The following is a 20713-nucleotide window of genomic DNA, read 5'->3' as shown; positions in this document are numbered from 1 at the left end:
TCTGTATGCAATCCGATCGGCAATCCATCTGGTCCGAACGTCGGTTACCCCGCACTCAGGCAAGAGACGGCGATCATCGTTCGCCTTTTCAGCGTGATAAAGCGCGGGTACTCCACTCAGCGGCCTTTCGCCGTTTACAGGCCAAAACACAGGTACTGGGGGTGGGATTAAGTGATTTCTACCGTACCCGCCTCACCCATTCACTGGAAGCGGCGCAGATTGGCACCGGCATTACCGCACAGCTGCAAGGCAAATTTCCCCGCTTAACCGAATATGTCAGTCTCGATCCCTATTTAATTGAAACTCTTTGTCTGGCCCATGACATTGGTCACCCGCCGTTTGGCCATGGCGGTGAAATAGCACTGCATTACATGATGCACCAGCACGGCGGATTTGAAGGCAATGGCCAGACGTTTCGCATTGTTACCCGGCTGGAGCCCTATACCGCAGAACACGGCATGAACCTGAGCCGTCGTAGTGTTCTGGGCCTGGTGAAATACCCCAATTTTATCGATACGCTGACCAATCAGGATATTGTGCCGGCAGATGATTTACGCATGCGTCAGGTGAAAGCCGAAAACTGGCACCCGCCTAAAGGGCTGTTTCGCTGTGATGAAAATCTGTTTGACTGGTTACTCGCTCCGTTAAAACCAGAAGAACGCGACGCTTTTATGGCATTTAATCAAAGTGCCGGTAAGCACGGTAAAACCAGTCATAAGTCCTTTGATTGCAGTGTGATGGAGCTGGCCGACGATATTGCTTATGGTATTCACGATCTGGAAGATGCCATTGTGATGGGGATGGTTAAGCGCGCCGAATTCAGTGAAGAGCTGGAAAAGCCGTTGATTGAACTCAAAGTGTCGTGGCTGTCTGATGCTATCAGTAAACTCGGTGACCGCTTATTCAGCATTGAACAGTTTGAGCGCAAAAACGCTATTGGCGCACTGGTTAACTGCTTTATTACCGCAATCCGCATCGAGGAAAACCCGCAGTTTACTCACCCCTTGTTGTGTTATCAGGCGGTTCTTCCTCACCACCACAGTGAAGCCCTGGCCCTGTTTAAACAATTTGTATATCGCAAGGTCATTCGCAAACCTGAAGTGCAATTACTGGAATATAAAGGCCAGCAGGTAGTGATGGAGCTTTTTGAGGCATTCAGCTCAGATCCCACCCGCCTGCTACCGGAAAACACCCGGAGTCGTTGGTTACAGGCCGAGGAGCAAGGCAACGGTCACCGCGTGATTGCCGATTATATTTCAGGCATGACCGACGAATTCGCCGCCCGTCTCTATTCCAATATGTTTGTGCCTAAGCGCGGTGGTGTACTCGATACTTTGTCATTGTAAACGCCTGAACGGATGTTTAATACGCTTGCCTACCTGTAAGCAATCAGCAGCAGAGGCAGGCTACATATTAATGCAGGGCCAGTTTTACCGCGTTTAACTCGCTGGCTTCTGCAGAGGTCGGCATTGCTTTGGCGTCTTCCACCATTACAGCCATGGAATCCAGCACATCCAGAAAGTCTTTTAATTGCTCAGGATTCATTTGCGCAGACAAGGCTTCAATTTTAGCGATCAGGCTTTTTGTCGGTAATCTCATAAGTGTCAATATTCTGTGGTTTTAGGCATTGAACCAACAATGTTACAAATATCTTGCCAACTTGTAGGGGGTAGCGTGAGCCGCCGGCGCTGCGACTAATACTATCCGGCGGGGATGAAATTTTTTTGTGCTTAATGCGGTCTTAGTACGTAACCAGAGGTATTAGTTTTCGCAAATCAGGTATTATGACTAAACGATTTAAACCATCTCAAACTTTTAAAAGTCACGAAATTACCGACGAATCAGTGTTCTCATCGCGGCGCAGATTGCTCAAATCCATGGGGTTTGTTGGTGCTGGCGCGCTGTTAAGCGGTTCAGCAACAGCTCGTGGCTGGTTTGATGACGATGATGACAAGCCAGCATTCAAGGCCAAACCGCTGGATTTTACCCGCAACGACAGCCTGTCTACCGACGAAACCATGACGCCTTATGCAAAAGTCACCTCATACAACAACTTTTATGAGTTCGGCACCAGTAAAGACGATCCGGCAGAAAATGCCCAGGACTTTCAGGTTGACCCGTGGTCACTGAAAATTGACGGTATGGTTCGCAACCCCATTACCCTGAGCTATGACGATATCCTCAATAAATTTCCATTAGAGGAACGGGTGTACCGGTTAAGATGCGTTGAGGCCTGGTCGATGGTGATCCCCTGGCTGGGTTTTGAATTAAATAAACTACTCAAGCTGGCTGATCCGCTCGGTTCGGCTAAATATGTTGCGTTTAAAACCCTGTTCGATCCGAAACAGATGCCGGGTCAACGCAACCCGTTTATGGGTGGTGGTATCGACTACCCTTATGTGGAAGGCCTGCGTCTGGATGAAGCCATGCACCCGCTATCCCTGATGTCGGTTGGCGTGTATGGTAAAACCCTGCCACCGCAAAACGGCGCGCCAATTCGGCTGGTAGTGCCTTGGAAATATGGCTTTAAAAGTATTAAATCAGTGGTGCGCATTACTCTCACCGATCAGGAGCCGCCGACTACCTGGAATCGACTGGCAGCCCACGAGTATGGCTTTTATGCCAACGTGAACCCAAACGTGGCTCACCCACGCTGGAGTCAGGCCAGTGAACGACGGATCACTAAAGGCGGCCTGTTTTCACAGAACCGTATCGATACCGAGATGTTTAACGGCTATCAGGAAGTCGCCCCGTTGTATTCCAATATGGATCTCACCCGCTACTATTAGTATTTGATGAAGTTACTGAATAAACCGTTAAGATTATCTGCCCGGCAAATCACGCTGGGCAAAACGTTATTGCACCTGTTGATCCTCGGTTGGGTGATTTTCACTTTTTATCTGGGTGTCACCGATAACCTGGGGGCAGACCCGGTGAAAGCGCTGATTCATTTTACCGGTATCGGCGCCTTAAACCTGCTGCTGATCACCCTGCTTATCAGTCCGGCTGCCCGCTACCTGCCCGCCCCGGTTTTAATGCGTTTCAGGCGAATGCTGGGCGTCTATGTGTTCGTTTATGCTGTTATCCATCTGCTGACATATATCAGCTTTGAGTTACAGTTTGACTGGTCCTTAGTGGTGGGTGAAATTATTAAACGGCCGTACATTACCATAGGCATGGTTGCCTTATTACTGCTGGCTGCTTTGACCATTACCTCGCCTAATACAGTCAGGCAGCGTCTTGGCAAACGCTGGCAACCCCTGCATAACACAATCTACCTTGTTGTTTTTCTGGCCCTGTTACACTTTAGCTGGTCACGCAAAACCGGCTTGCAGGAACCTTTGATTTACTGGGTAATCGCCTTGCTGATTTTGCTTCCCAGACTGCAATACCTGAAACAGCGACTGCAACGCGCACGCTGACACCTCAGCAGTATGTAAATTTTATATAGGATTAAGTGAATATTTCTTCCGTTGCTGGAAATCTCTGTGGCGATAATTCTTAATTCACTGTTTTAAAATAACTTTTTATTCGGCATGACATTTGAAAGCTTATGGTGAAGTGAATACATTCACGTTGTGCGCGGCACAACACCAAAGTGGAGTTAACCTATGTTTGTTGAATCTGTTAAAACACCGGGCATTGCCCACCTTTCCTACCTGATTGGCAGTGATGGTGAAGCCTGTGTGATTGATCCTCAGTTAGATACGCAACTTTATCTCGCCCTTGCCGGAAAGCATGAATGCCGGATCACTACCATTATCGAAACCCACCGCAATGAAGACTTTATCTCTGGCGCGGTAGCTCTGGCCAACCAGACCGGTGCTGATATTTACCATGGTAAAGACGCTGACGAGCCTATCGAATATGCCCGCAATGCCGTTAATGGCGATAAATTTGAGATTGGTAAATGGACACTCGAGGTCATTACAACGCCCGGCCATACCAAAGACAGTATTTGTGTGTTGGCTATCGACAACGAACAGGATGGTCAGCCCATTGGTGTATTTACCGGTGATACCTTATTTGTCAGTGAAGTTGGCCGCACGGACTTTTACCCTGAGGAAAAGGAAAAGATGGCGGGCCAGCTTTATGACAGCCTGCAAACGCTGGCCAACCTGGGTGACGATATTATTGTATACCCCGCTCACGGCGCCGGATCGGTGTGTGGTTCAGGTATGGCAGCGCGTGAGTTTACCACCATAGGGATAGAGAAACGGCAAAACCCGGGCTACCAGTGCACCTCTAAAAAAGCATTTATAGAGCGTAAGTTAAAAGAGAACCATTATATTGCTCCCTACTTCAGCAAGATGGAGCAGTCTAATGTTACCGGGATGGATACGCCTATACCGGCAGTGGCGTGCCAGAAGCTGGCACAGAATGCTCAGTCAGCCTGGCAGAAAAGCGCAGAACGTCCCGGCGTGCTCATTGATGTAAGAAGTCATGCCCAGTTTCGTGACTGTCACTATCCCGGCAGTCTTAATCTGCCGGGCGGCTTACTCAGCGCTTATGGTGGTTGGTTTCTGGACTATTCCACACCTATCGCACTGGTGGCAGATTCCCATCAACAGGCAACCGAAAGCGCCGAACAGCTGTGGCGGATGGGCTACCAGCAAATTAGTGGTTATCTGACCATGGTACCAAAGCCAGATACCTTTGAGGCTTACCAACGTCAGCATGTGAACGCCGTTAATGCAGATAAGGTTGATGAGCGCATTAGAGCACCACGTGCTAACTGGCAACTGCTGGATGTTCGCAAAAAGGAAGAGGTTGAAAACAACGAATTTGACCAGGCAAAGCATATCTACTTAGGCTATCTGCCGGAAATGTGCCACCAACTGGATAAATCCCGCCATTATACACTGGCCTGTGGCAGCGGTAAGCGCGCTACCGTAGCAGCCAGTTATCTGCTGGCGCAGGGTTTTGAAAACGTGGATGTTTTTATTGGTTCAATGCAAGCCTGGCAGAGCTACCAACAAGGCGCCTAACAGATTTACATCTGCATCGCAGAGCGCATCCTCACGGCAAGGAAGCCGGATGTGTTAGCCTGAATGGTCAGGACAGCTTGCTTTATACGGCAATCACTGCAATATTATTGAGGTAACACGGATTTTGGTTACCTTATTTACAAGATTTATTCACCAGATTTCACGGATTGAAAACATGGCAAATCACCACTTTTCATCGTTCTGCTCCTGTCAACCTGACCGGGGGTGGCTATGCCTTTAAAAGCACTCAGCTTCGTAGTTGCAATCGCCATTATTCTCTATCAGGTTTATGTTGTCACTTCGCCGAGTGTCAGTTTGCTAAACAGCTCTGACAGCGAAATCGTTGAGGGCAACATTGGCCTGAATAATGGCGAGTTGTCGTTTGGTCAACTCCAGGACGGTGAGGATAAAGCACTTTCTTATTCACTGTTGTCAGGCAGCGGTGAATAAACCTATTATTTCAGACTCAGCAACAACACCATACTGACCGGCACATGTGGCGACTTTAAAAACTTTGAAGTCAGCAAACGGGTGATATTTATGGTCAGTAATAAAAAAGTGATTTACGCCAACAGTACCGGCGAACCGCATGTCTGCCGGAGCAATCAGGTATAGTTGCGCCGGCCGTCGGACTAAGAAACCACCAGCGCTGCCATTGATGGCAACCACCTGTTAATCCTCTGCAAAGGAAGCCTTACTTATCAGCGCTTCATTGATCACTTATCAGTTCAAAACCTTCATCAAGCCAGCCGGTCACCCCACCAATCATTTTTTTCACCGGCCGGCCTAAGCGTGCCAGTCTGATAGCCGCTTTCTCGGTAGCATTGCAATGGGGCCCCGCGCAATACACCACAAATACGGTTTCTGCTGGATAGATTGATAATGTGTCTTCGTTTATCTGCCCATGGGGCAAAAATGTCGCCCCCGCAATATAACCTTGCCGGGCCACTTCCACGGCGCGGACATCAAGCAAGACAAAATCGACCAGATCGTTATGCAGCGCATAGTGGACATCCCAACAGTCAGTTTCATATTTCAGTAAACGCTGAAAATGGGCTAAAGCTTCCTCGCTGGCAGCAGGTCTGGGACGAATAACAGTAGATGGCATAATAAAACTCCCTGATTAATTGAGAGTTAATTATCACTGCTGGATCGCCTCGCCAGAACTGTCTAATATAACTAGTATCGATAATATTTAGACAAATTAATAGCTGTCAGCGCGGGCCCCTATGATAAAAGTCACCATTTTGCTTTGTGAAACACTGTCGTTGTTCGAACTCGGTTGCGCCACGGAGCTATTTGCCCTGCCCCGACCGGAGTTTAAAGACTGGTATCAGACCCAGACTGTGACACTGGGCAGGCAAACGCTGGAAGGTTTAGGCCATACAGCCTTTCAGTGCCCTGCAGTTAAGCACCTCCCGGCCACTGATCTGTTGGTGATCCCCAGTTTTCCGGTGAGCATTGAGCGTATCGACCCGCTGTTAGCCAGTGAGGTGCGCCGTCATTATGATCAGGGAGGCCGGATTATCAGTTTTTGCTCCGGATCATTTTTATTAGCCTCACTGGGCCTGCTCAATCAACGCACGGCAATTACCCACTGGCGCTATGCCGAACAATTTAAGCAGCGCTTTCCGCACATCACCTACCGGGATGACAGTTTGTACTGGTACGACGGCCGGGTTGGCTGCTCGGCAGGCAGTGCCGCCGCCATTGACCTGGGGATAGCGGTTATTCGCAATGATTTTGGTTATGAATATGCCAATACCGTGGCAAGACGCCTTGTGTTACCTGCACACCGTGACGGCGGCCAGTCGCAATTTGTGCAGAAACCGCTAGCGCCGGTGAACTCGGCACTGGCAAAGGTACTCGACTGGGCAGTAAAACACAGTGGGTCAGGGCTAACGGTGGAGCAGATGGCAGCTAAGGCAAACATGACCCGACGCACTCTGGATCGCCATTTTATCCGCCAGTTTAATATGACACCTCATCAATGGCTGTGCGAACGCAAGCTTGAGGTAGCCCGGCAACTGCTGGAAACCACTCACCTCACCGTAGAACAAATTGCCGGGAGATCAGGCTTTGATAATGCTGTTACCCTAAGACACAATTTCAATAAACATTTGTCGGTATCACCGTCGAAATACCGCCAGACGTTTCAAAGTAGTCAGCAACTGGTTTAGGCAGTTAGCTTATTCATTGCTGAGACAGCGTTATTATTTGGATGCTTGCTTAAGCGGCCTGGCTTTTTCCCATTTAAAAATGCCAACCCAAAAACCCAGTTCCAGTAACATACCCACAACAACCAACACAAAAATGCCGGTCGCAAAGCCTGCCTGATAACAGACTAAGGCGCCCAACAGCAGTGTTGCCAGTAGTATTACGCGTTTAACAGTAGACATAAAAAAGCCGCTCTTTTTGGTTATACTTCTGAAAGTAAAGCCTTTAAAGACCCTTTACGCAACCAGGATAATGTAACGATGGGTAACAGAGAAACGCCTAATTATAGGAGAAGCCTGTCAAAGGCATAACAAACCGGGGAGCAACATACTGAAAATCAATACAAAGGGTGCTGACAGTGAGGTTACACGACTTGTCAGCAACCAAATTCCCAGGTTTAAAATCAGAATGACAAACCTACCGCATCGAGATCATAGTCAGTATAAGTATTGTACTGACCCTGCAACCATATAATAACACTGTGCTTATCTCCCCTTACCACCATAGGGCGAATATTATGCTGATTATCATCCTTCGATAGACGCTGCCATACAATGGAACCGGTGTCATCCTGCTGATCAACTGTGGCACGAAACACCTGATGCTTTCCTCCTAAGGGGACACCAGAGGAAGGGTCTACATCCGTAGAAATAACCACATGCTGCGGATTTTGCGGATCCAACGTAATCAAACCTGTGTAGCTCGCCTCACGGTCATACAACCGACTGCCTGCGTAGGCAATTTCACGGTCATGCCATTGCGCTCCATCCCACGAAGCCAAACGATAACGTTGGTCATCATTGGCCAGATACAATGAATAGGCAATATGTGGAAACCCCTGCGAGTCAAACGTGATAGCACTGGTCCAGGCACTCTGCTCAGCACTCAAATCCAAAGTGCGGAACGGGCCATTACCGCCCTGAAATACTTTTTCTGCCTCAGAAGGCTTCAAGGGGCCATCATTTTTGAGATTTTTGATGAAAGTACCATCGGCACGATAAAAATTACCGTTGCGAAATTCTGCATAATAAATACTGTTGCCGTAGTCACGAGGATGAGCATCGGTAAAGGAGATACCTATAGTATCTTTACCATCACCAGTGTAACGGGCATAAGGGCGATGTACCCCCTCGACCTCATTTTGAATCAAGTGATAAGATTCTCCCCAGGTTTCGCCATGATCCGCCGATGTCACATAGGTTGGATTCCATTTAATGCCACGGTAGAAGTTGTATAACTTTCCTTCGCCGGCCAGTGGATATAAGTTCATATAAGTTACCGGCTCAGGCTGTTCAATCACCTGTTCTTTTCCCCACTGAAGGTAATCCTCGGGATCTGAGATACGGTAGTAATGCTTATTCTCAGTGCTGTGGCGAGCATAAACCGTTAACAGCGAACCATCAGGGCGAGCGTAAAATACCGGCGAGTTATGGTCATCATGATCAAAATCAGGATGCAGGGTCACCCGTCCCAGTATCTCTGCGTCAGTCAGGTCGTAAACTCCTGCAGCCGCGTCACCCAGGCCATGTCCGGAAACACCGCCCACAATCAGCTTATCGTCGGTAATAATTGCCCGGGGGTCCTGAAACCAACACCAGCCACTATCGTCCATAAACGTTTTAAGTGCGCCCAAATGAAGTGTTTTAGTGACTTCTTCATCTTTGAGCATTTTATAAAGCTCACTGCCCGCGGCCAAAAAGGCACCGGTACCATAAACTTCAGTGTAATCTTTAAACGAATCGCCAGGGGCTGCACCCACGGGCTGAACATAACCTAACATTCCGTCATCATTCACGGCTTTCTGCAACGCTCGCCAGGCTTTCATAATAGTCGGACGATAAGTATCCCGGTCCAGAATGCCCTGGTTAATTCCCCACGCTAAGCCAAAAGTAAAGAATGATGTGCCACTCGTTTCAATCTCCGGATAGCCCTCTGTACCACCCAGCAGTCCCATCGACCAGGTGCCGTCCTCACGTTGGATCGATTGCAAGCGATTGGCCATCTTTTTAAATAAGTCAACGTAAAACTGGCGGCCTTCCCAGTTTTTAGGTAAATCCGGGATCATCAGAGCCAATCCGCCAAACACCCAGCCATTACCACGCGCCCAAAAAATGTCTTCACCGTTTTTCTCGCTTTGTGTGAAGTAGCTGGAATCACGCCAGAATAAATGGTCTTTCTCGCTCCAAAGCAAATCGTAGGTAACACGATATTCCTGATCCATGAATTCAAGATACTTATCGTCACCAGTAATTTTGGCCAGTCGGGCCCATACTGGCGGCGCCATAAATAGCGCATCACACCACCCCCAGCGATCGTGTGCGTGGGTATTTTCTGCCAGCCAGTCCAATGTACCGGTTTTAGGATTATCCAGAATCCAGTCAAACTGGTGTTGGGTTGGACGCATCATTTCAGGTCGCTGAAAATCTTCATATAGAGATAAGTAAAATTGTCCAACGGTATGATCGTCAGCATGATAAGGGCGCTGGTGCAATTTCCACTTATTACGCTCTCCTATAGCCATTAACCACTCGGTGTATTTGGGGTTGTCAGCAATTTTACGCCAGCGATCCATCCCTGCATAAAGGGCGCCGTGATGCCATTCAAGGTCGTGGTAACGCTTACGATTAGCCCAGTCAGGGGGGGTACGAGGAATAGCCCGGTATTTTCCCTGCTCTTCATGGTGATTAATTTGCCAGTCAGCCACTTTTTTGGTCAAAGCCTTAACAGAATCTGACGTAAGGGGCTGCTCCGGGAATTTTTCATCAGCAAATCGTTTCGTGTACGATTGCCATTCGTTTAAGCTGGTAATTTCGCCTGCTTTTTGCCAGGCAAAACCCGCATAGTAGGTCAGACGTCCGTCGGCATCGGTAGTGGTAACGACAACGCCGTGTGAGCGGTCTGGCGTTTTAGATTGGAGATGAACATACTGCACCGCATTATCGTAGGGCACGATAACCGATGTACCTAACCCACTGCTATCTATCTGTTCCCATGTTGTAACGATATTCTGGTAATCATTAACTGTGACCTGAGCCTTACCATGGTGAGTCGTCACGCCCACCGCGACTTCGACAATCACGGGCTTACCCTTCGAGGTAAACCGACTTTCGGCCTTATAGAGCTGATCGCCCTTTTGCAGGGTGATCCGTTTGACTTCTTTTAAAGCCGGCTCCTGCCATTCATATTCTAGCTCGAATACTACTTTCTGTGCCGTTTTTTCTATGACTTCAAAGCGCTTGTAAACATTTGGCTGATTGAGTTTATCTGCCGAATCAGCCTGCCACAAAGCAACACCACCACACCCCAAAGAGCTGCCAACATGTTATGGGTCATACCCTTCGCCGGTATCTTCATGGTAGGACTTGCCCTGTGCATGTCTCTGGTACCATTTATCAATGATCGGATAGTCGACTCGTTTTAGCCAGCAATCAGTTCCATTATTTTCAGCCGACGCCTGAAGTGCGGGGCCATATAGCCGGAAAGCAACTTTGTCATTTTCAAAAGCAAAATCATCAAGGCGTTCCGGCACGTGTCTGGCCTGAAAATAAGCCGCATTGTCATGAAGCGGTAGAGAGCATCCGGCGATTAATAAAAATGCGGAACAAAAGAGTGTACGTTTTAATGGGTGCATAAAGCTCCTTCCACCAAAGCTAAAACTTTAAGTCGATGCTTTAAACGCTACGTCCCCCTGATTTATGGTTAGGTAGTTTGTTAAAGCTTTGTAAAGCTAGCACAGCCACAGCATTTTTGTAATATAATACTATCACATTGATTTATATATGAAACACATGACGTATTTCAGATCAAACCGAACACTCAAAAGCAAAACATTGCTGCCAAATAGTTTATGCCCCGACCTGACAGGATCGATTAAAAAAGTAGCAAAAAACTCTTGCATGTTGTTTTATACAGTATTACTGTATATATATACACTGTATATATTAACAGGAAAACAAACATGACTATGGCAACCACAACTTTTGAGACTGAAAGCAACATCCTGCAATTTCCTCAGCGCGTGGCTAAACACGCACCAGCGCATAAAGGCTGGTCATATTTGTTATCAAATTCCGTGGCTTTTCAAAAAGACGTCAACTATGCCATACGCATACAGAAACCAGATCAGGAAAAAGTACCAGCCTGGATCCGCCGCCTGATTACCAGTGGGCAGTGCCGCTCTATTTATGTTGAGGATCTGACTCTGACGCCAGAAGAGCGTGTTTCCATTAAACAATTGTGCGAGCAGTATGCAGTATCTTTAGTGGCGGTATCTGTAAATGACAAGGTGGCCGGTAATATACTGCAAGGCCCTTGGTAAAACTGGCGTCTCGCCTTAAACTACTGGCATTGTCATTTAACAGGATTAGCCGGTGTTGTGTTTTTGTTGTAGTAATAAGCCTTATAGCGAGTGTTGTGAACCTAAGCATTCCGGGGCAACAATAGCGGAATCTGCACAAGCCCTGATGCGTTCTCGCTTTAGTGCATATTGCCTGAGTAACTGGGCCTATATTTTAAAAACCTACGCCAAACAACAACGCGCCTCATTAAGTGAGCTAGCGTTAGAAGAAAATGCTTCAGGCACTAAGTGGCTGGCTTTATCAGTCGTAATTTCCTCGTCCGACGCACAACACATTTCAACTACAACGGATCAGGTAGAATTTAAAGCCTATTACGCCGTTAACCACAAGCCATACCTGATGCATGAAACCAGCGACTTTGTTATGGAAGACAATGAATGGCGCTATACCACAGGCATCATGCACAACGATTCCGGCTTACTCAAAACGGGCCGCAACGATCCCTGCTTTTGTGATAGCGGTAAAAAGTTTAAGCAGTGTTGTTTAAAACGGATGTAGCGGCACCTGCTGCTTCACCAGGCTGCCACTGATCATACGTTCGTATTTCCACTTTTGCCTTTACAGGTCCCCCCAACATATTGTCCTGATATCCCTTTACTGCACCCGATTGTTAACCGCGCTGTATCACTTGGCTTTAGCCGGGAATGTGATTACAGTGGTAAACGTGCCGAAATCAGTATACACCTTGTGTAATACGTCTATTTCAGCCTGGAATCATTGCAATATAACAACAAGGGAGTCACCCCGCTAAAGCGGTAATTCCCAAAGCGAGAGAAGCATTATGAAAATGACCCGTCTTTCTTTGGTTTCACTGGGTCTGGTTGCCGCACTTAGCGGTTGTCAGCCAGCTAACGAACCACCACAGGAAACCACCGAAAAAACGCCAATGTATACTGCCGAAGATGCCGCAACGTTTGTTGATACAGCCCAGCGTGAAATGGAAAAAATGCAGGTGCCGGCAGCCAAAGCCGCCTGGTTATATGCGACCAATATCAACGAAGATACGGCGGCAGTAAACGCCTATATTTCTGAACTCTATTCGAACCGTGCTTCTGAGCTGGCCAAGCAGGCAGCAGAGTTTAATGACGTGGAAGTCGATGCGGATCTGCGCCGTAAACTGAACCTCATGCGCACTTCCCTGACCATGCCACCGCCAGCGAGTGCTATGAAATCTGAGCGCCTGGCGCAAATAAGCGCTGAACTGGATGGCATGTACGGTAAAGGCAAATACTGTCGTTCTGAGGATGACTGTATCGGCCTGGTCGACATGAGTGCAGCAATGGCGACTTCCCGCGATGCCGATCTGCTACTGGAATACTGGCAAGGCTGGCGCGAAGTGTCTGTTCCCATGAAAGACTTGTATGCGGAACAGGTGGTAATCGCTAATGAAGGTGCAGCAGAACTGGGGTTTGCCAACGTCAGTGAGCTATGGCGCAGCAAATATGATATGCCTGCCGATGACTTCCCGGTTGACCTGGACCGCTTGTGGGGTCAGGTGAAGCCCTTGTATGATGCCCTGCACTGCCATGTTCGTGCTGAGCTCGGCGATTACTACGGTGAAGATATCGTGCCTCAGGATAAGCCTATCCCGGCGCATTTGCTGGGCAATATGTGGGCGCAGAGCTGGGGCAATATTTACGATTTGGTGAAACCCGATGAGCCGATGGAAGTGCCTGACGTCACCGGTGCATTGCGCGATCAGGGCTACGATGAAATTAAAATGGTCAAACAGGCCGAGTCTTTCTTTTCCTCGCTGGGCTTTGAACAATTGCCAGAAACGTTCTGGCAACGCTCTCAGTTCAGTAAGCCTGCCGACCGGGATGTGCAATGTCATGCTTCGGCCTGGAATGTTGATGATAAAGACGATTTACGCATTAAAATTTGTATCCAGATTACCGGCGAAGAGTTTAACGTCATTCACCACGAACTGGGCCACAACTATTACCAGCGCGCCTACAACCAGGAGCCACTGCTGTATCGCAGCTCTGCCAATGACGGTTTTCATGAGGCCATTGGCGATACCATTGCGCTGTCAATTACACCTAAATACCTTAAAGAAATTGGTTTGATTGATGAAATTCCCGATCCGTCCAATGACGTTGGTATGCTGTTGCAGACAGCGCTGGATAAAATAGCCTTTATTCCGTTTGGTTTAATGGTTGATCAATGGCGCTGGAAAGTCATGGCCGGTGAAGTGGGTCCGGATGATTACAACGAACTCTGGTGGAATTTACGCGAGAAGTACCAGGGTGTAATGGCTCCGGTAAGTCGTGATGCTAACGCCTTCGATCCTGGCGCTAAATATCATGTACCGGCCAATGTGCCCTATACCCGTTATTTCCTCGCCCACATTCTGCAGTTTCAGTTCCATAAGGCGTTATGTGATGTGGCCGGCGACCAAGGCCCACTTAACCGCTGCTCTATCTATGGCAGTAAAGAAGCCGGTGTCGCGTTGAACGCCATGTTGGAAATGGGTCAGAGTAAGCCCTGGCAGGAAGCACTGCAAACCCTTACCGGAACGGATAAAATGGACGCCAGCACCATTGTGAATTACTTCCAGCCACTGAAAACCTGGCTGGATGAGCAAAACAAAAACCGCCAGTGCGGCTGGTAACATTACCCCACAAGCCGGTGTTTATACCGGCTTGTGCATTCAGGGCAGAACATTGTGGCATATTCCATTTCCTTACAAACTTACGTCCGACGTCGTAACGGTGTGCCTCTGGGCTCGCCTGACTCACTTAAAAATATGCTCACGCGTTCATTAGGGGCAGGCTCTTTCGATACTTTCTGGCAATACTGGAATCCTATCTGGGGCTACTATTTATCCCGCTATATAATGAAACCGGTGCACAAATTAGCACCGTCATGGTTGGCCATAATGTGCACATTTCTAGTCAGTGGTTTGTTACATGATATTGCTATCTCGCTGGTTAAATGGGAAATAACCTGGTTATTTACACCTTGGTTCGGCTTTCTCAGCCTGCTGGTGATTGCCGGTAAAGTTTACCGAATTCGTTATGACAGCATTGTCTGGTCAGGGCGGGCACTCATTAATACTTCACAGGTTGTGGCGGGATTTGTGCTAACCAGGTATTTGCTCACGGTCCTACCCCAGTAAAAAACTGATTATGCTATGCTTGACTCTGGAGCAAACTCCAGGGTTTAAACTACCAGTATGAAGACAAAACACTACAAAATTGGCCAATTGGCAAAGCTAACCGAACTGACCGTCGACACCGTGCGCTTTTATGAAAACAAGGGGTTGTTGCAGGCTTCTTTACGCTCGGATGCCGGTTACCGGTTATTTTCTGCTGACGATTTAACCCGTCTGCAATTTATTAAGCGCGCCAAAACCGTTGGCTTTACGCTGGGTGAAATCAGCGAGCTGCTGGAGCTGCGTCTGCACCCTGACGATCATACCTGTGAAGAGGTAAAGCAGGTCACGGCACGCAAAGTCCGGGAACTGGATGAAAAGATTGCTGAGCTGGAGAAAATTCGTATGTCATTACAAACACTGCATACTGCCTGTTGTGGCGGTCCTCAGAGTGCTGAGCACTGCTCTATCCTGCAGGCACTGGATTCCATGGAGGCATCATGAGCGATATCGCCCTGTTAGCACAAAACTTTTTATTACTGTTTATGGAGTCAGCACCGTGGTTATTGCTCGGCCTGCTGGTTGCCGGCCTGATGCATGAACTGGTTCCTATCAGCCTGTTACAAAAACACATGGGCAGCGCCAGTACGGGTGCCGTTGGTAAAGCGGCAGTCATTGGCGCTCCGCTGCCTCTGTGTTCATGTGGGGTTATTCCAGCAGCGGTAGGCTTACGCCGAAGCGGCGCTTCCAAACCCGCCACCGTCTCGTTTCTGGTCTCCACGCCGGAAACCGGAGTCGACTCGGTGTCTGTCTCCTACGCGTTGCTTGGCCCGCTGTTCGCCATAGTGCGGCCATTTTGTGCCATTGTCAGCGCTATCTACGCTGGACTGATGGTAAAGTGGTTCGATAAAGAAATATCAGCCACTAGCAATACAGTCCCTGCTACACCGGCCAAAGCCCCCCAAAGCTGCTGTAGCAATAAAGCAGTAGTAGCAGAAACAACGTCATCCTGTTGTAGTAGCAAGCCAGCTGAACCGGTCAGCACGACATCCTGCTGCAGCTCTCAGCAAACACAGGCAACACCGGTAAGTACCTCTTCTTGTTGCGGCAGCGATAGCAGCTCTGCATCACCTACCAATAAACCAGGTTTTACCGACAAAGTCGCCGCTATCTGGCAATTTTCCAGTGGTAAACTGCTGATTGATATTACCGTCTGGTTGTTGATAGGCCTGGCGCTGGCCGCGGCAATTCAAACCTGGGTACCCACCGACTTTCTGACCAGTTGGGGCGACGGTCTGGTGGCCATGCTGGTGATGGCGGTGATTGGTATTCCTATGTATATCTGTGCCACGGCATCTACGCCTATTGCAGTAGGCTTTTTGAGTGCCGGCTTATCTCCGGGTGCCGTGCTGGTATTTTTACTGGCTGGCCCGGCCACGAATATCTCAACTATGGGGATGATTGCTAAGGAAATGGGTAAACGCACCCTCGTGCTGTATATCGGTAGTGTGATGAGCGCCAGTATTATGCTGGGATATGGCTTTAACCTGCTGGTAGAGCAGTTTTCACTGCAGTCGTGGATTGCCCTTGGTCAGTCAACCCACGAACACGGAGAGATCTCACCAGTCTACGCACTGTGTGCTGTGCTACTCGGTGGGTTAATGCTTAGAAATGGCTGGCAGGCACTGCAACAGAAAATGACTAAGTCTTCCCAGGCCAGTTGTTGTCATTAACATCCAATAACTGGCAAGCCCCTTGCAACATCCATAGTTTTCTACACAAACAAGGTGAAAACCATGGATATTCTACGCATTTTATTGTCAATTTTACTGCCACCACTGGGCGTATTTTTGCAAGTGGGTATTGGCGCACAGTTCTGGATCAATATTCTATTAACCCTGCTGGGCTATATCCCGGGCATTGTGCACGCGGTTTATATTATTGCTAAGCGCTAGTCGCTTTAAGCCGGTTAAAGTAATCCCGGTTGGTTGGCAACTGCGCCAACAGCTTATCGCCATTATGCAGAAACTCCCGGCGCACCCGTTCGATCAGTGGTTTGCGCAGGCTGGTAATGCCACCCGGCTGCCAGTCACGGGAGCGAAACCCCATGCCATACAACACGTATTGTTTACTGGCTGAGGAGAAAAGCTCCTGGCGAAGATTGGTTTCTAACAGGCCTGGCGGTTGACTTTGCCATAACTGCAACGCTTCCTGCAGGCTGTCCGTCCAGGATGCAGGATCGGCATGTGCCTGCCAGTAGGGGCTGTCGCGGCGTTCACTGAGCACATAATGCAGTTTGATAAAATCAATAATCTCGTCCCAGCGTGCGTCCGTCATGTCATTGTAGCGCTTACGAAGTACTGCCATGGCGGCACGGCTGCGCGGCAATTGTTCGGCTATCCACTCCGCCGACTTTTCAATCAGTACCAGCGCCGTGGCCTCCAGCGGCTCAACAAAACCCGCAGAGACCCCGATGGCAACACAGTTATGTTCCCAGAACCGTGCCCGGTGGCCGGGGTCAAAGCGGATGGTTCGCGGCATAATTGCTTTCTGGCTTAATGACTGATCACTGCTGATATAGGCTCTTAATGCATCTTCGGCCTGGCTTTCGGTGGTTAGCTCACTGGCAAAAACATGGCCAATGCCGCGGCGCGACTGTAACGCGATATCCCACACCCAGCCGTGAGGCCTGGCTGTCGCCACGGTGCACGATGCGATGGGTGTTTGGTCACCGACATGATTCACCTGGGCTGCCACTGCCGTGTCGTTAAATAAAATGTGCCGTTTAGAGACAAAGGGGACATTGTAATGCTGCCCGATTAAGCGCGCACTAAAACCACTGCAATCAATAAATAAGTCACCTGCTAACGGCTCGCCCTGGGCCAGTTCGATAGCGGCTATTGCGCCATCGGGATGACTCTGGATCCCGGCAACATGGGCGCTTTTATACTGAACGCCGAGTTGCTCAGTGCAATGGCGATGAAGGAGCGCAACAAATTTATCGGCACTTAAATGGTAACCGTAATTAAAATTGTAAGCATATTCGGGTAATTGGGGCATTTTCGGCGCCTGATAGCGCTCACATGCCATGCCCTGAGCACAGACCCAGGACTCAAAGTCGCCCGGGCAGCCTTCATCGTGCCAGGCCTCAACCAGGTTGACCGCGCCAAAACCCGCAGGTGCCGTGAAGGGATGGTAATACTTATCCTCACCGCCCTGCTGCCAGCCAACAAACTTCGACGCCTGCTTAAAGCTGGCATCACACTCACTGAGAAACTGCTTTTCGGCAATGCCCAGCAAACGCAGCGTATCGCGCATGGTAGGCCAGGTTCCTTCACCTACGCCAAGGTTTTTAACGTCCGGCGATTCCACCAGAATAACTTCAGTACGGCTGTTCTCGCCAACCAGAGGGTTTTTGGCCGCAATAATACCAGCGGTAAGCCAGCCGGCGGTACCGCCGCCTACAATCACAACACGGGTGATGTTCTCTTGCATGCCTGGCCCTTACTTAACCTGCTCGCTGGCCGGACAATAGCGGGCAATAAAGTCGGCGTGGGCAGGTAACTGGCCCAACGCATTATTAACCGATTGCTTAAAAGCACTGAGCTGTTGTTTCAAACTGTCGGTGGGTAACATTCGACTTGCCCCATGATGCTGAGCTGGCATCAGGCCCTGGCCCATCATTACCTGCACCCAGGAGTCTACTCTGAACAGCGCCACATCGTCGGGCCATACATAGCCGTTGTGCGAAAAGATAGCCATACGATGGGCTAACGGCTCGGGAATATCCATAGTGCGGTAATGCTCCCAGAAATCACTATCTGTACGTTTTGTCAGGTTATAATGCAGAATAATAAAATCGCGGATGGTCTCCATCTCTTTTTGCGTTTCGCGATTATATTGCTCGGCCAGCAGTTGATGGTCACCGCTAAACGGAAACAGCTTCATCAGGCGGATAAGCGCAGTAGTCACCAGGTGAATACTGGTGGATTCCAGCGGTTCTAAAAAGCCACTGGCCAAACCAACGGCAATACAGTTCTTATGCCAGGCTTTTTCCCGTCGGCCGGTCTTAAACTTAAGATAACGGGGCTCGGTTAGCATTTCGCCGTCGAGGTTTTGCTTCAACGTTGCCAGAGCATCCTCGTCACTTAAAAAACGACTGCTGTAAACAATACCGTTACCCACCCGTGATTGTAGCGGAATGCGCCACTGCCAACCGGCTTTGTGGGCGGTGGCGATAGTGTAAGGTTTAGGCGCTTCAGTAGATTGAGTTTGAATGGCAATCGCCCGATCGGCAGCGAGCCAGTGACTCCAGTCTTCATATCCGACACCAAGGTGTTCGCCGATTAACAGTCCCCTAAAACCGGTGCAATCAATAAACACATCCCCTTCGATCGCAATACCCGTATCCAGTGTCAATCGAGTCAGGTTACCGCTTTGCGGGTCGGTATCTACCGACTGAATTTTACCTTCACAACGGGTAACACCTGCGGCTTCGGATTTTTTCCTAAGGTAAGCTGCATAGGCCGTGGCGTCGAGGTGGTAGGCAAAGTTAAGCGGCCGATTGCCAATTTTAGTGGCAAACTTATTGGCTTTGGCAGCCTTTAATTCCAGGCAATAGTCTTCCAGACTATCCTGCTGACCGTTAGCCGCAGCTTCCATCCAGAATTCATGAAATTCGGCCATCCACGAACGCTGACCGATTTCGCCGAACGAGTGAATATAACTGTCACCGTCGTATGCCCAGTTATCAAACTGAATACCCAGCTTAAAGGTGGCGTTCGTCGCGACCATAAACTCACGTTCGTTGATGCCCATCAGCTGATGAAAATTACACATGGTAGGAATGGTTGCTTCCCCTACTCCCACGGTGCCAATCTGATCAGACTCAACTAAGGTGATATCCAGCACGTTACCTAAACGGGTCACTAAACTAAACGCGGTTAACCATCCGGCAGTGCCGCCGCCGGCTACAACAACACGGGTTTTCTTTTGCGCCATTAATTTAAGCCTATTTATCGATTAAGGTTATTCAGTAACATTGCGCGTAAACGGCGCGCCGATAATTCATCCATCTGTGCCAGCGGACCATGACATTCCACCGGCAAATGCTCGATGACTTTTTCACCATCACCAAACACATAATAGTCAAACAATGCGCGCCAGGCGGCTTTTTCCTCAGCCGGTTTGTCGCGCAGGGTTAGCATGCCATGCATGAGCAGGTCCATGGGATTGCCCAGATAAGGTTTGGCTGTCATCCACCAGAAATTAACCATAATGTTAAAGCGGTCGAACGCCCTGACTTCATGCCACCACATACTGGGATAATACAGTCCGTCACCGGGTTCGAGATCAGCGATCCAGGCATTTTCCAGCGCGGTTTTTAAGCGTGGGAATTTTTCAAAGTCGGGTTCATCAAGATTAGCAGTGGTGACCACCTGCCCGCCGGGCGTCGGCGACAACGGACCGGGATAGAGATTGTCTACCTGATCTGGCGAAAACAGGGTAAAACGGCGTTTTCCCAATACGCAACAGGCAATGTTTTTGGGCTGATCAAAATGCGCTGCCGCCACCGATTCAGTGCCAATCCAGATTTTGGGTACCGGCTGGTTATTGGTAAATTCCGGATGCGAAAAATTAAGTGTATTGGCTTTACTTAATTCAGGCAGGCCCTGATCGAATCGCAAAGAGTTGATGTACAGGTATTCGTGCTCATCAATACTGAAGCCCGCTTTGATTTGTGCCAGCACGTCGGTCAGCCGCGTCTTTTCACTGCTATAGTTAAAGCCGGTGCAGGTGTCGTTGTAACCAAAGCGTGACTTAATGTGTGCTGGCGCACGATAGGCCAGCAGTGGCTGACCAGTATCGTTTTGAGTAAGCTGCACCATCGCCTGCTCAACAGACTCCTTGCCGGCCTGCACCAGCGGCCAGCTGTTTACCAGCCCTTTAAGTATTACCGGTTTATTTAACGCAAAAAGATCGTCAAAAGGAATGTTGTCGGGTGAAATGCCGTCTAACACAAGTACCTGATTGGCCGTCATAGTAATGCGTCC

Annotated in this window: 21 protein-coding genes and 1 pseudogene; 13 read left to right on the top strand and 9 right to left on the bottom strand. The window is 49.1% G+C overall.

Going from position 1 to position 20713, the window contains the following annotated elements; all coding sequences use genetic code 11:
- Positions 1 to 5: 5 nt before the first annotated feature.
- Positions 6 to 1346 carry an anti-phage deoxyguanosine triphosphatase gene (locus AC566Q_RS11100; RefSeq protein WP_105935794.1) on the top strand — a complete coding sequence of 447 codons (1341 nt, stop codon included), beginning with the start codon at positions 6 to 8 and terminating at the stop codon, positions 1344 to 1346.
- A 67-nt stretch (positions 1347 to 1413) separates the two neighbouring features.
- Here the strand turns inward: AC566Q_RS11100 and AC566Q_RS11095 are convergent, their stop codons facing one another.
- Positions 1414 to 1599 (bottom strand): hypothetical protein, encoded by a 186-nt coding sequence (locus AC566Q_RS11095; protein WP_105935795.1) that lies wholly within the window; start codon positions 1597 to 1599, stop codon positions 1414 to 1416.
- A gap of 185 nt (positions 1600 to 1784) precedes the next feature.
- Between AC566Q_RS11095 and msrP the strand changes: the two genes are divergently transcribed.
- The 4 genes from msrP (at position 1785) to AC566Q_RS11075 (ending at position 5438) form a co-directional block, all read left to right on the top strand.
- Positions 1785 to 2789, top strand: coding sequence for a protein-methionine-sulfoxide reductase catalytic subunit MsrP (gene msrP, locus AC566Q_RS11090; protein WP_105935796.1), 1005 nt, complete (start codon positions 1785 to 1787; stop codon positions 2787 to 2789).
- A gap of 6 nt (positions 2790 to 2795) precedes the next feature.
- Positions 2796 to 3422 (top strand): protein-methionine-sulfoxide reductase heme-binding subunit MsrQ, encoded by a 627-nt coding sequence (gene msrQ, locus AC566Q_RS11085; RefSeq protein ID WP_499616654.1) that lies wholly within the window; start codon positions 2796 to 2798, stop codon positions 3420 to 3422.
- A gap of 189 nt (positions 3423 to 3611) precedes the next feature.
- Entirely contained in the window at positions 3612 to 4988 is a 1377-nt protein-coding gene (locus AC566Q_RS11080) for an MBL fold metallo-hydrolase (RefSeq protein WP_499616651.1), read from the top strand.
- A 231-nt stretch (positions 4989 to 5219) separates the two neighbouring features.
- Positions 5220 to 5438 (top strand): hypothetical protein, encoded by a 219-nt coding sequence (locus tag AC566Q_RS11075; protein ID WP_499616648.1) that lies wholly within the window; start codon positions 5220 to 5222, stop codon positions 5436 to 5438.
- On the opposite strand, the gene AC566Q_RS11070 is transcribed toward AC566Q_RS11075, so the two are convergent.
- Together AC566Q_RS11070 and AC566Q_RS11065 are read right to left on the bottom strand one after the other, a co-directional pair.
- A complete protein-coding gene (locus AC566Q_RS11070) occupies positions 5421 to 5657 on the bottom strand; it encodes a hypothetical protein (RefSeq protein WP_499616646.1) in 237 nt (78 codons plus the stop codon). The two genes, AC566Q_RS11075 and AC566Q_RS11070, sit on opposite strands and share 18 nt — an antisense overlap.
- Positions 5658 to 5697: 40 nt before the next feature.
- Positions 5698 to 6096, bottom strand: a complete 399-nt coding sequence (locus tag AC566Q_RS11065) for a rhodanese-like domain-containing protein (RefSeq protein WP_499616643.1) — start codon at positions 6094 to 6096, stop codon at positions 5698 to 5700.
- 121 nt (positions 6097 to 6217) lie between these two features.
- Between AC566Q_RS11065 and AC566Q_RS11060 the strand changes: the two genes are divergently transcribed.
- Positions 6218 to 7168 (top strand): GlxA family transcriptional regulator, encoded by a 951-nt coding sequence (locus tag AC566Q_RS11060; protein ID WP_499616640.1) that lies wholly within the window; start codon positions 6218 to 6220, stop codon positions 7166 to 7168.
- Positions 7169 to 7201: 33 nt separating this feature from the next.
- Here AC566Q_RS11060 and AC566Q_RS11055 read toward each other — a convergent pair whose 3' ends face one another.
- The 3 genes and pseudogenes from AC566Q_RS11055 to AC566Q_RS11045 all read right to left on the bottom strand — a co-directional run.
- Positions 7202 to 7387 (bottom strand): hypothetical protein, encoded by a 186-nt coding sequence (locus AC566Q_RS11055; RefSeq protein WP_499616637.1) that lies wholly within the window; start codon positions 7385 to 7387, stop codon positions 7202 to 7204.
- Between the two features lie 221 nt (positions 7388 to 7608).
- Positions 7609 to 9909, bottom strand: a complete 2301-nt coding sequence (locus AC566Q_RS11050; protein WP_499617476.1) for a glycoside hydrolase family 88 protein — start codon at positions 9907 to 9909, stop codon at positions 7609 to 7611.
- Positions 9910 to 9975: 66 nt separating this feature from the next.
- Positions 9976 to 10836 (bottom strand): annotated as a pseudogene (locus AC566Q_RS11045) (DUF4861 family protein); the annotation flags it as partial.
- Positions 10837 to 11163: 327 nt separating this feature from the next.
- On the opposite strand from AC566Q_RS11045, the gene AC566Q_RS11040 reads away from it, so the two are divergent.
- The 7 genes from AC566Q_RS11040 to AC566Q_RS11010 all read left to right on the top strand — a co-directional run bounded on the left by AC566Q_RS11040 (position 11164) and on the right by AC566Q_RS11010 (position 16615).
- Positions 11164 to 11523, top strand: coding sequence for a hypothetical protein (locus AC566Q_RS11040; RefSeq protein ID WP_499616634.1), 360 nt, complete (start codon positions 11164 to 11166; stop codon positions 11521 to 11523).
- A 52-nt stretch (positions 11524 to 11575) separates the two neighbouring features.
- Positions 11576 to 12061: a YchJ family protein gene (locus tag AC566Q_RS11035; RefSeq protein ID WP_499616631.1), complete on the top strand. Its 486-nt coding sequence runs from the start codon at positions 11576 to 11578 to the stop codon at positions 12059 to 12061.
- 283 nt (positions 12062 to 12344) lie between these two features.
- Positions 12345 to 14177 carry a M2 family metallopeptidase gene (locus AC566Q_RS11030; protein ID WP_499616629.1) on the top strand — a complete coding sequence of 611 codons (1833 nt, stop codon included), beginning with the start codon at positions 12345 to 12347 and terminating at the stop codon, positions 14175 to 14177.
- Between the two features lie 54 nt (positions 14178 to 14231).
- On the top strand, positions 14232 to 14684 hold the full coding sequence (locus tag AC566Q_RS11025; protein ID WP_499616628.1) for an MBOAT family O-acyltransferase: 453 nt from the start codon (positions 14232 to 14234) through the stop codon (positions 14682 to 14684).
- Positions 14685 to 14741: 57 nt separating this feature from the next.
- Positions 14742 to 15164, top strand: a complete 423-nt coding sequence (gene zntR, locus AC566Q_RS11020; RefSeq protein WP_499616625.1) for a Zn(2+)-responsive transcriptional regulator — start codon at positions 14742 to 14744, stop codon at positions 15162 to 15164.
- On the top strand, positions 15161 to 16393 hold the full coding sequence (locus AC566Q_RS11015) for an SO_0444 family Cu/Zn efflux transporter (protein WP_499616623.1): 1233 nt from the start codon (positions 15161 to 15163) through the stop codon (positions 16391 to 16393). Before zntR ends, AC566Q_RS11015 begins: the two co-directional genes overlap by 4 nt.
- Before the next feature lie 63 nt (positions 16394 to 16456).
- Positions 16457 to 16615, top strand: coding sequence for a YqaE/Pmp3 family membrane protein (locus tag AC566Q_RS11010; RefSeq protein ID WP_105935811.1), 159 nt, complete (start codon positions 16457 to 16459; stop codon positions 16613 to 16615).
- On the opposite strand, the gene AC566Q_RS11005 is transcribed toward AC566Q_RS11010, so the two are convergent.
- The 3 genes from AC566Q_RS11005 to AC566Q_RS10995 are packed head-to-tail and all read right to left on the bottom strand — an operon-like array spanning position 16605 to position 20701.
- Positions 16605 to 18155 (bottom strand): tryptophan halogenase family protein, encoded by a 1551-nt coding sequence (locus tag AC566Q_RS11005; protein ID WP_499616620.1) that lies wholly within the window; start codon positions 18153 to 18155, stop codon positions 16605 to 16607. The two genes, AC566Q_RS11010 and AC566Q_RS11005, sit on opposite strands and share 11 nt — an antisense overlap.
- 9 nt (positions 18156 to 18164) lie before the next feature.
- Positions 18165 to 19661, bottom strand: coding sequence for a tryptophan halogenase family protein (locus AC566Q_RS11000; protein WP_499616618.1), 1497 nt, complete (start codon positions 19659 to 19661; stop codon positions 18165 to 18167).
- A gap of 14 nt (positions 19662 to 19675) precedes the next feature.
- The gene (locus tag AC566Q_RS10995; protein WP_499616616.1) at positions 19676 to 20701 is read right to left on the bottom strand and encodes a cupin-like domain-containing protein; all 1026 of its coding nucleotides are present in this window, start codon (positions 20699 to 20701) and stop codon (positions 19676 to 19678) included.
- Positions 20702 to 20713 lie beyond the last annotated feature (12 nt).

The sequence above is a fragment of the Alteromonas sp. H02 genome (assembly GCF_059682525.1).
Note: the sequence above shows the minus strand (reverse complement) of the source record. Positions and strands in the feature narration are given on the sequence as shown.

What these genes read in the sequence shown, in the direction of transcription:
- AC566Q_RS11100 (WP_105935794.1), top strand. Translation starts at nt 6, where the DNA reads ATGCAATCCGATCGGCAATCCATCTGGTCCGAACGTCGGTTACCCCGC.
- AC566Q_RS11095 (WP_105935795.1), bottom strand. Translation starts at nt 1,599, where the DNA reads ATGAGATTACCGACAAAAAGCCTGATCGCTAAAATTGAAGCCTTGTCT.
- msrP (WP_105935796.1), top strand. Translation starts at nt 1,785, where the DNA reads ATGACTAAACGATTTAAACCATCTCAAACTTTTAAAAGTCACGAAATT.
- msrQ (WP_499616654.1), top strand. Translation starts at nt 2,796, where the DNA reads ATGAAGTTACTGAATAAACCGTTAAGATTATCTGCCCGGCAAATCACG.
- AC566Q_RS11080 (WP_499616651.1), top strand. Translation starts at nt 3,612, where the DNA reads ATGTTTGTTGAATCTGTTAAAACACCGGGCATTGCCCACCTTTCCTAC.
- AC566Q_RS11075 (WP_499616648.1), top strand. Translation starts at nt 5,220, where the DNA reads ATGCCTTTAAAAGCACTCAGCTTCGTAGTTGCAATCGCCATTATTCTC.
- AC566Q_RS11065 (WP_499616643.1), bottom strand. Translation starts at nt 6,096, where the DNA reads ATGCCATCTACTGTTATTCGTCCCAGACCTGCTGCCAGCGAGGAAGCT.
- AC566Q_RS11060 (WP_499616640.1), top strand. Translation starts at nt 6,218, where the DNA reads ATGATAAAAGTCACCATTTTGCTTTGTGAAACACTGTCGTTGTTCGAA.
- AC566Q_RS11055 (WP_499616637.1), bottom strand. Translation starts at nt 7,387, where the DNA reads ATGTCTACTGTTAAACGCGTAATACTACTGGCAACACTGCTGTTGGGC.
- AC566Q_RS11040 (WP_499616634.1), top strand. Translation starts at nt 11,164, where the DNA reads ATGACTATGGCAACCACAACTTTTGAGACTGAAAGCAACATCCTGCAA.
- AC566Q_RS11030 (WP_499616629.1), top strand. Translation starts at nt 12,345, where the DNA reads ATGAAAATGACCCGTCTTTCTTTGGTTTCACTGGGTCTGGTTGCCGCA.
- zntR (WP_499616625.1), top strand. Translation starts at nt 14,742, where the DNA reads ATGAAGACAAAACACTACAAAATTGGCCAATTGGCAAAGCTAACCGAA.
- AC566Q_RS11015 (WP_499616623.1), top strand. Translation starts at nt 15,161, where the DNA reads ATGAGCGATATCGCCCTGTTAGCACAAAACTTTTTATTACTGTTTATG.
- AC566Q_RS11010 (WP_105935811.1), top strand. Translation starts at nt 16,457, where the DNA reads ATGGATATTCTACGCATTTTATTGTCAATTTTACTGCCACCACTGGGC.
- AC566Q_RS11005 (WP_499616620.1), bottom strand. Translation starts at nt 18,155, where the DNA reads ATGCAAGAGAACATCACCCGTGTTGTGATTGTAGGCGGCGGTACCGCC.
- AC566Q_RS11000 (WP_499616618.1), bottom strand. Translation starts at nt 19,661, where the DNA reads ATGGCGCAAAAGAAAACCCGTGTTGTTGTAGCCGGCGGCGGCACTGCC.
- AC566Q_RS10995 (WP_499616616.1), bottom strand. Translation starts at nt 20,701, where the DNA reads ATGACGGCCAATCAGGTACTTGTGTTAGACGGCATTTCACCCGACAAC.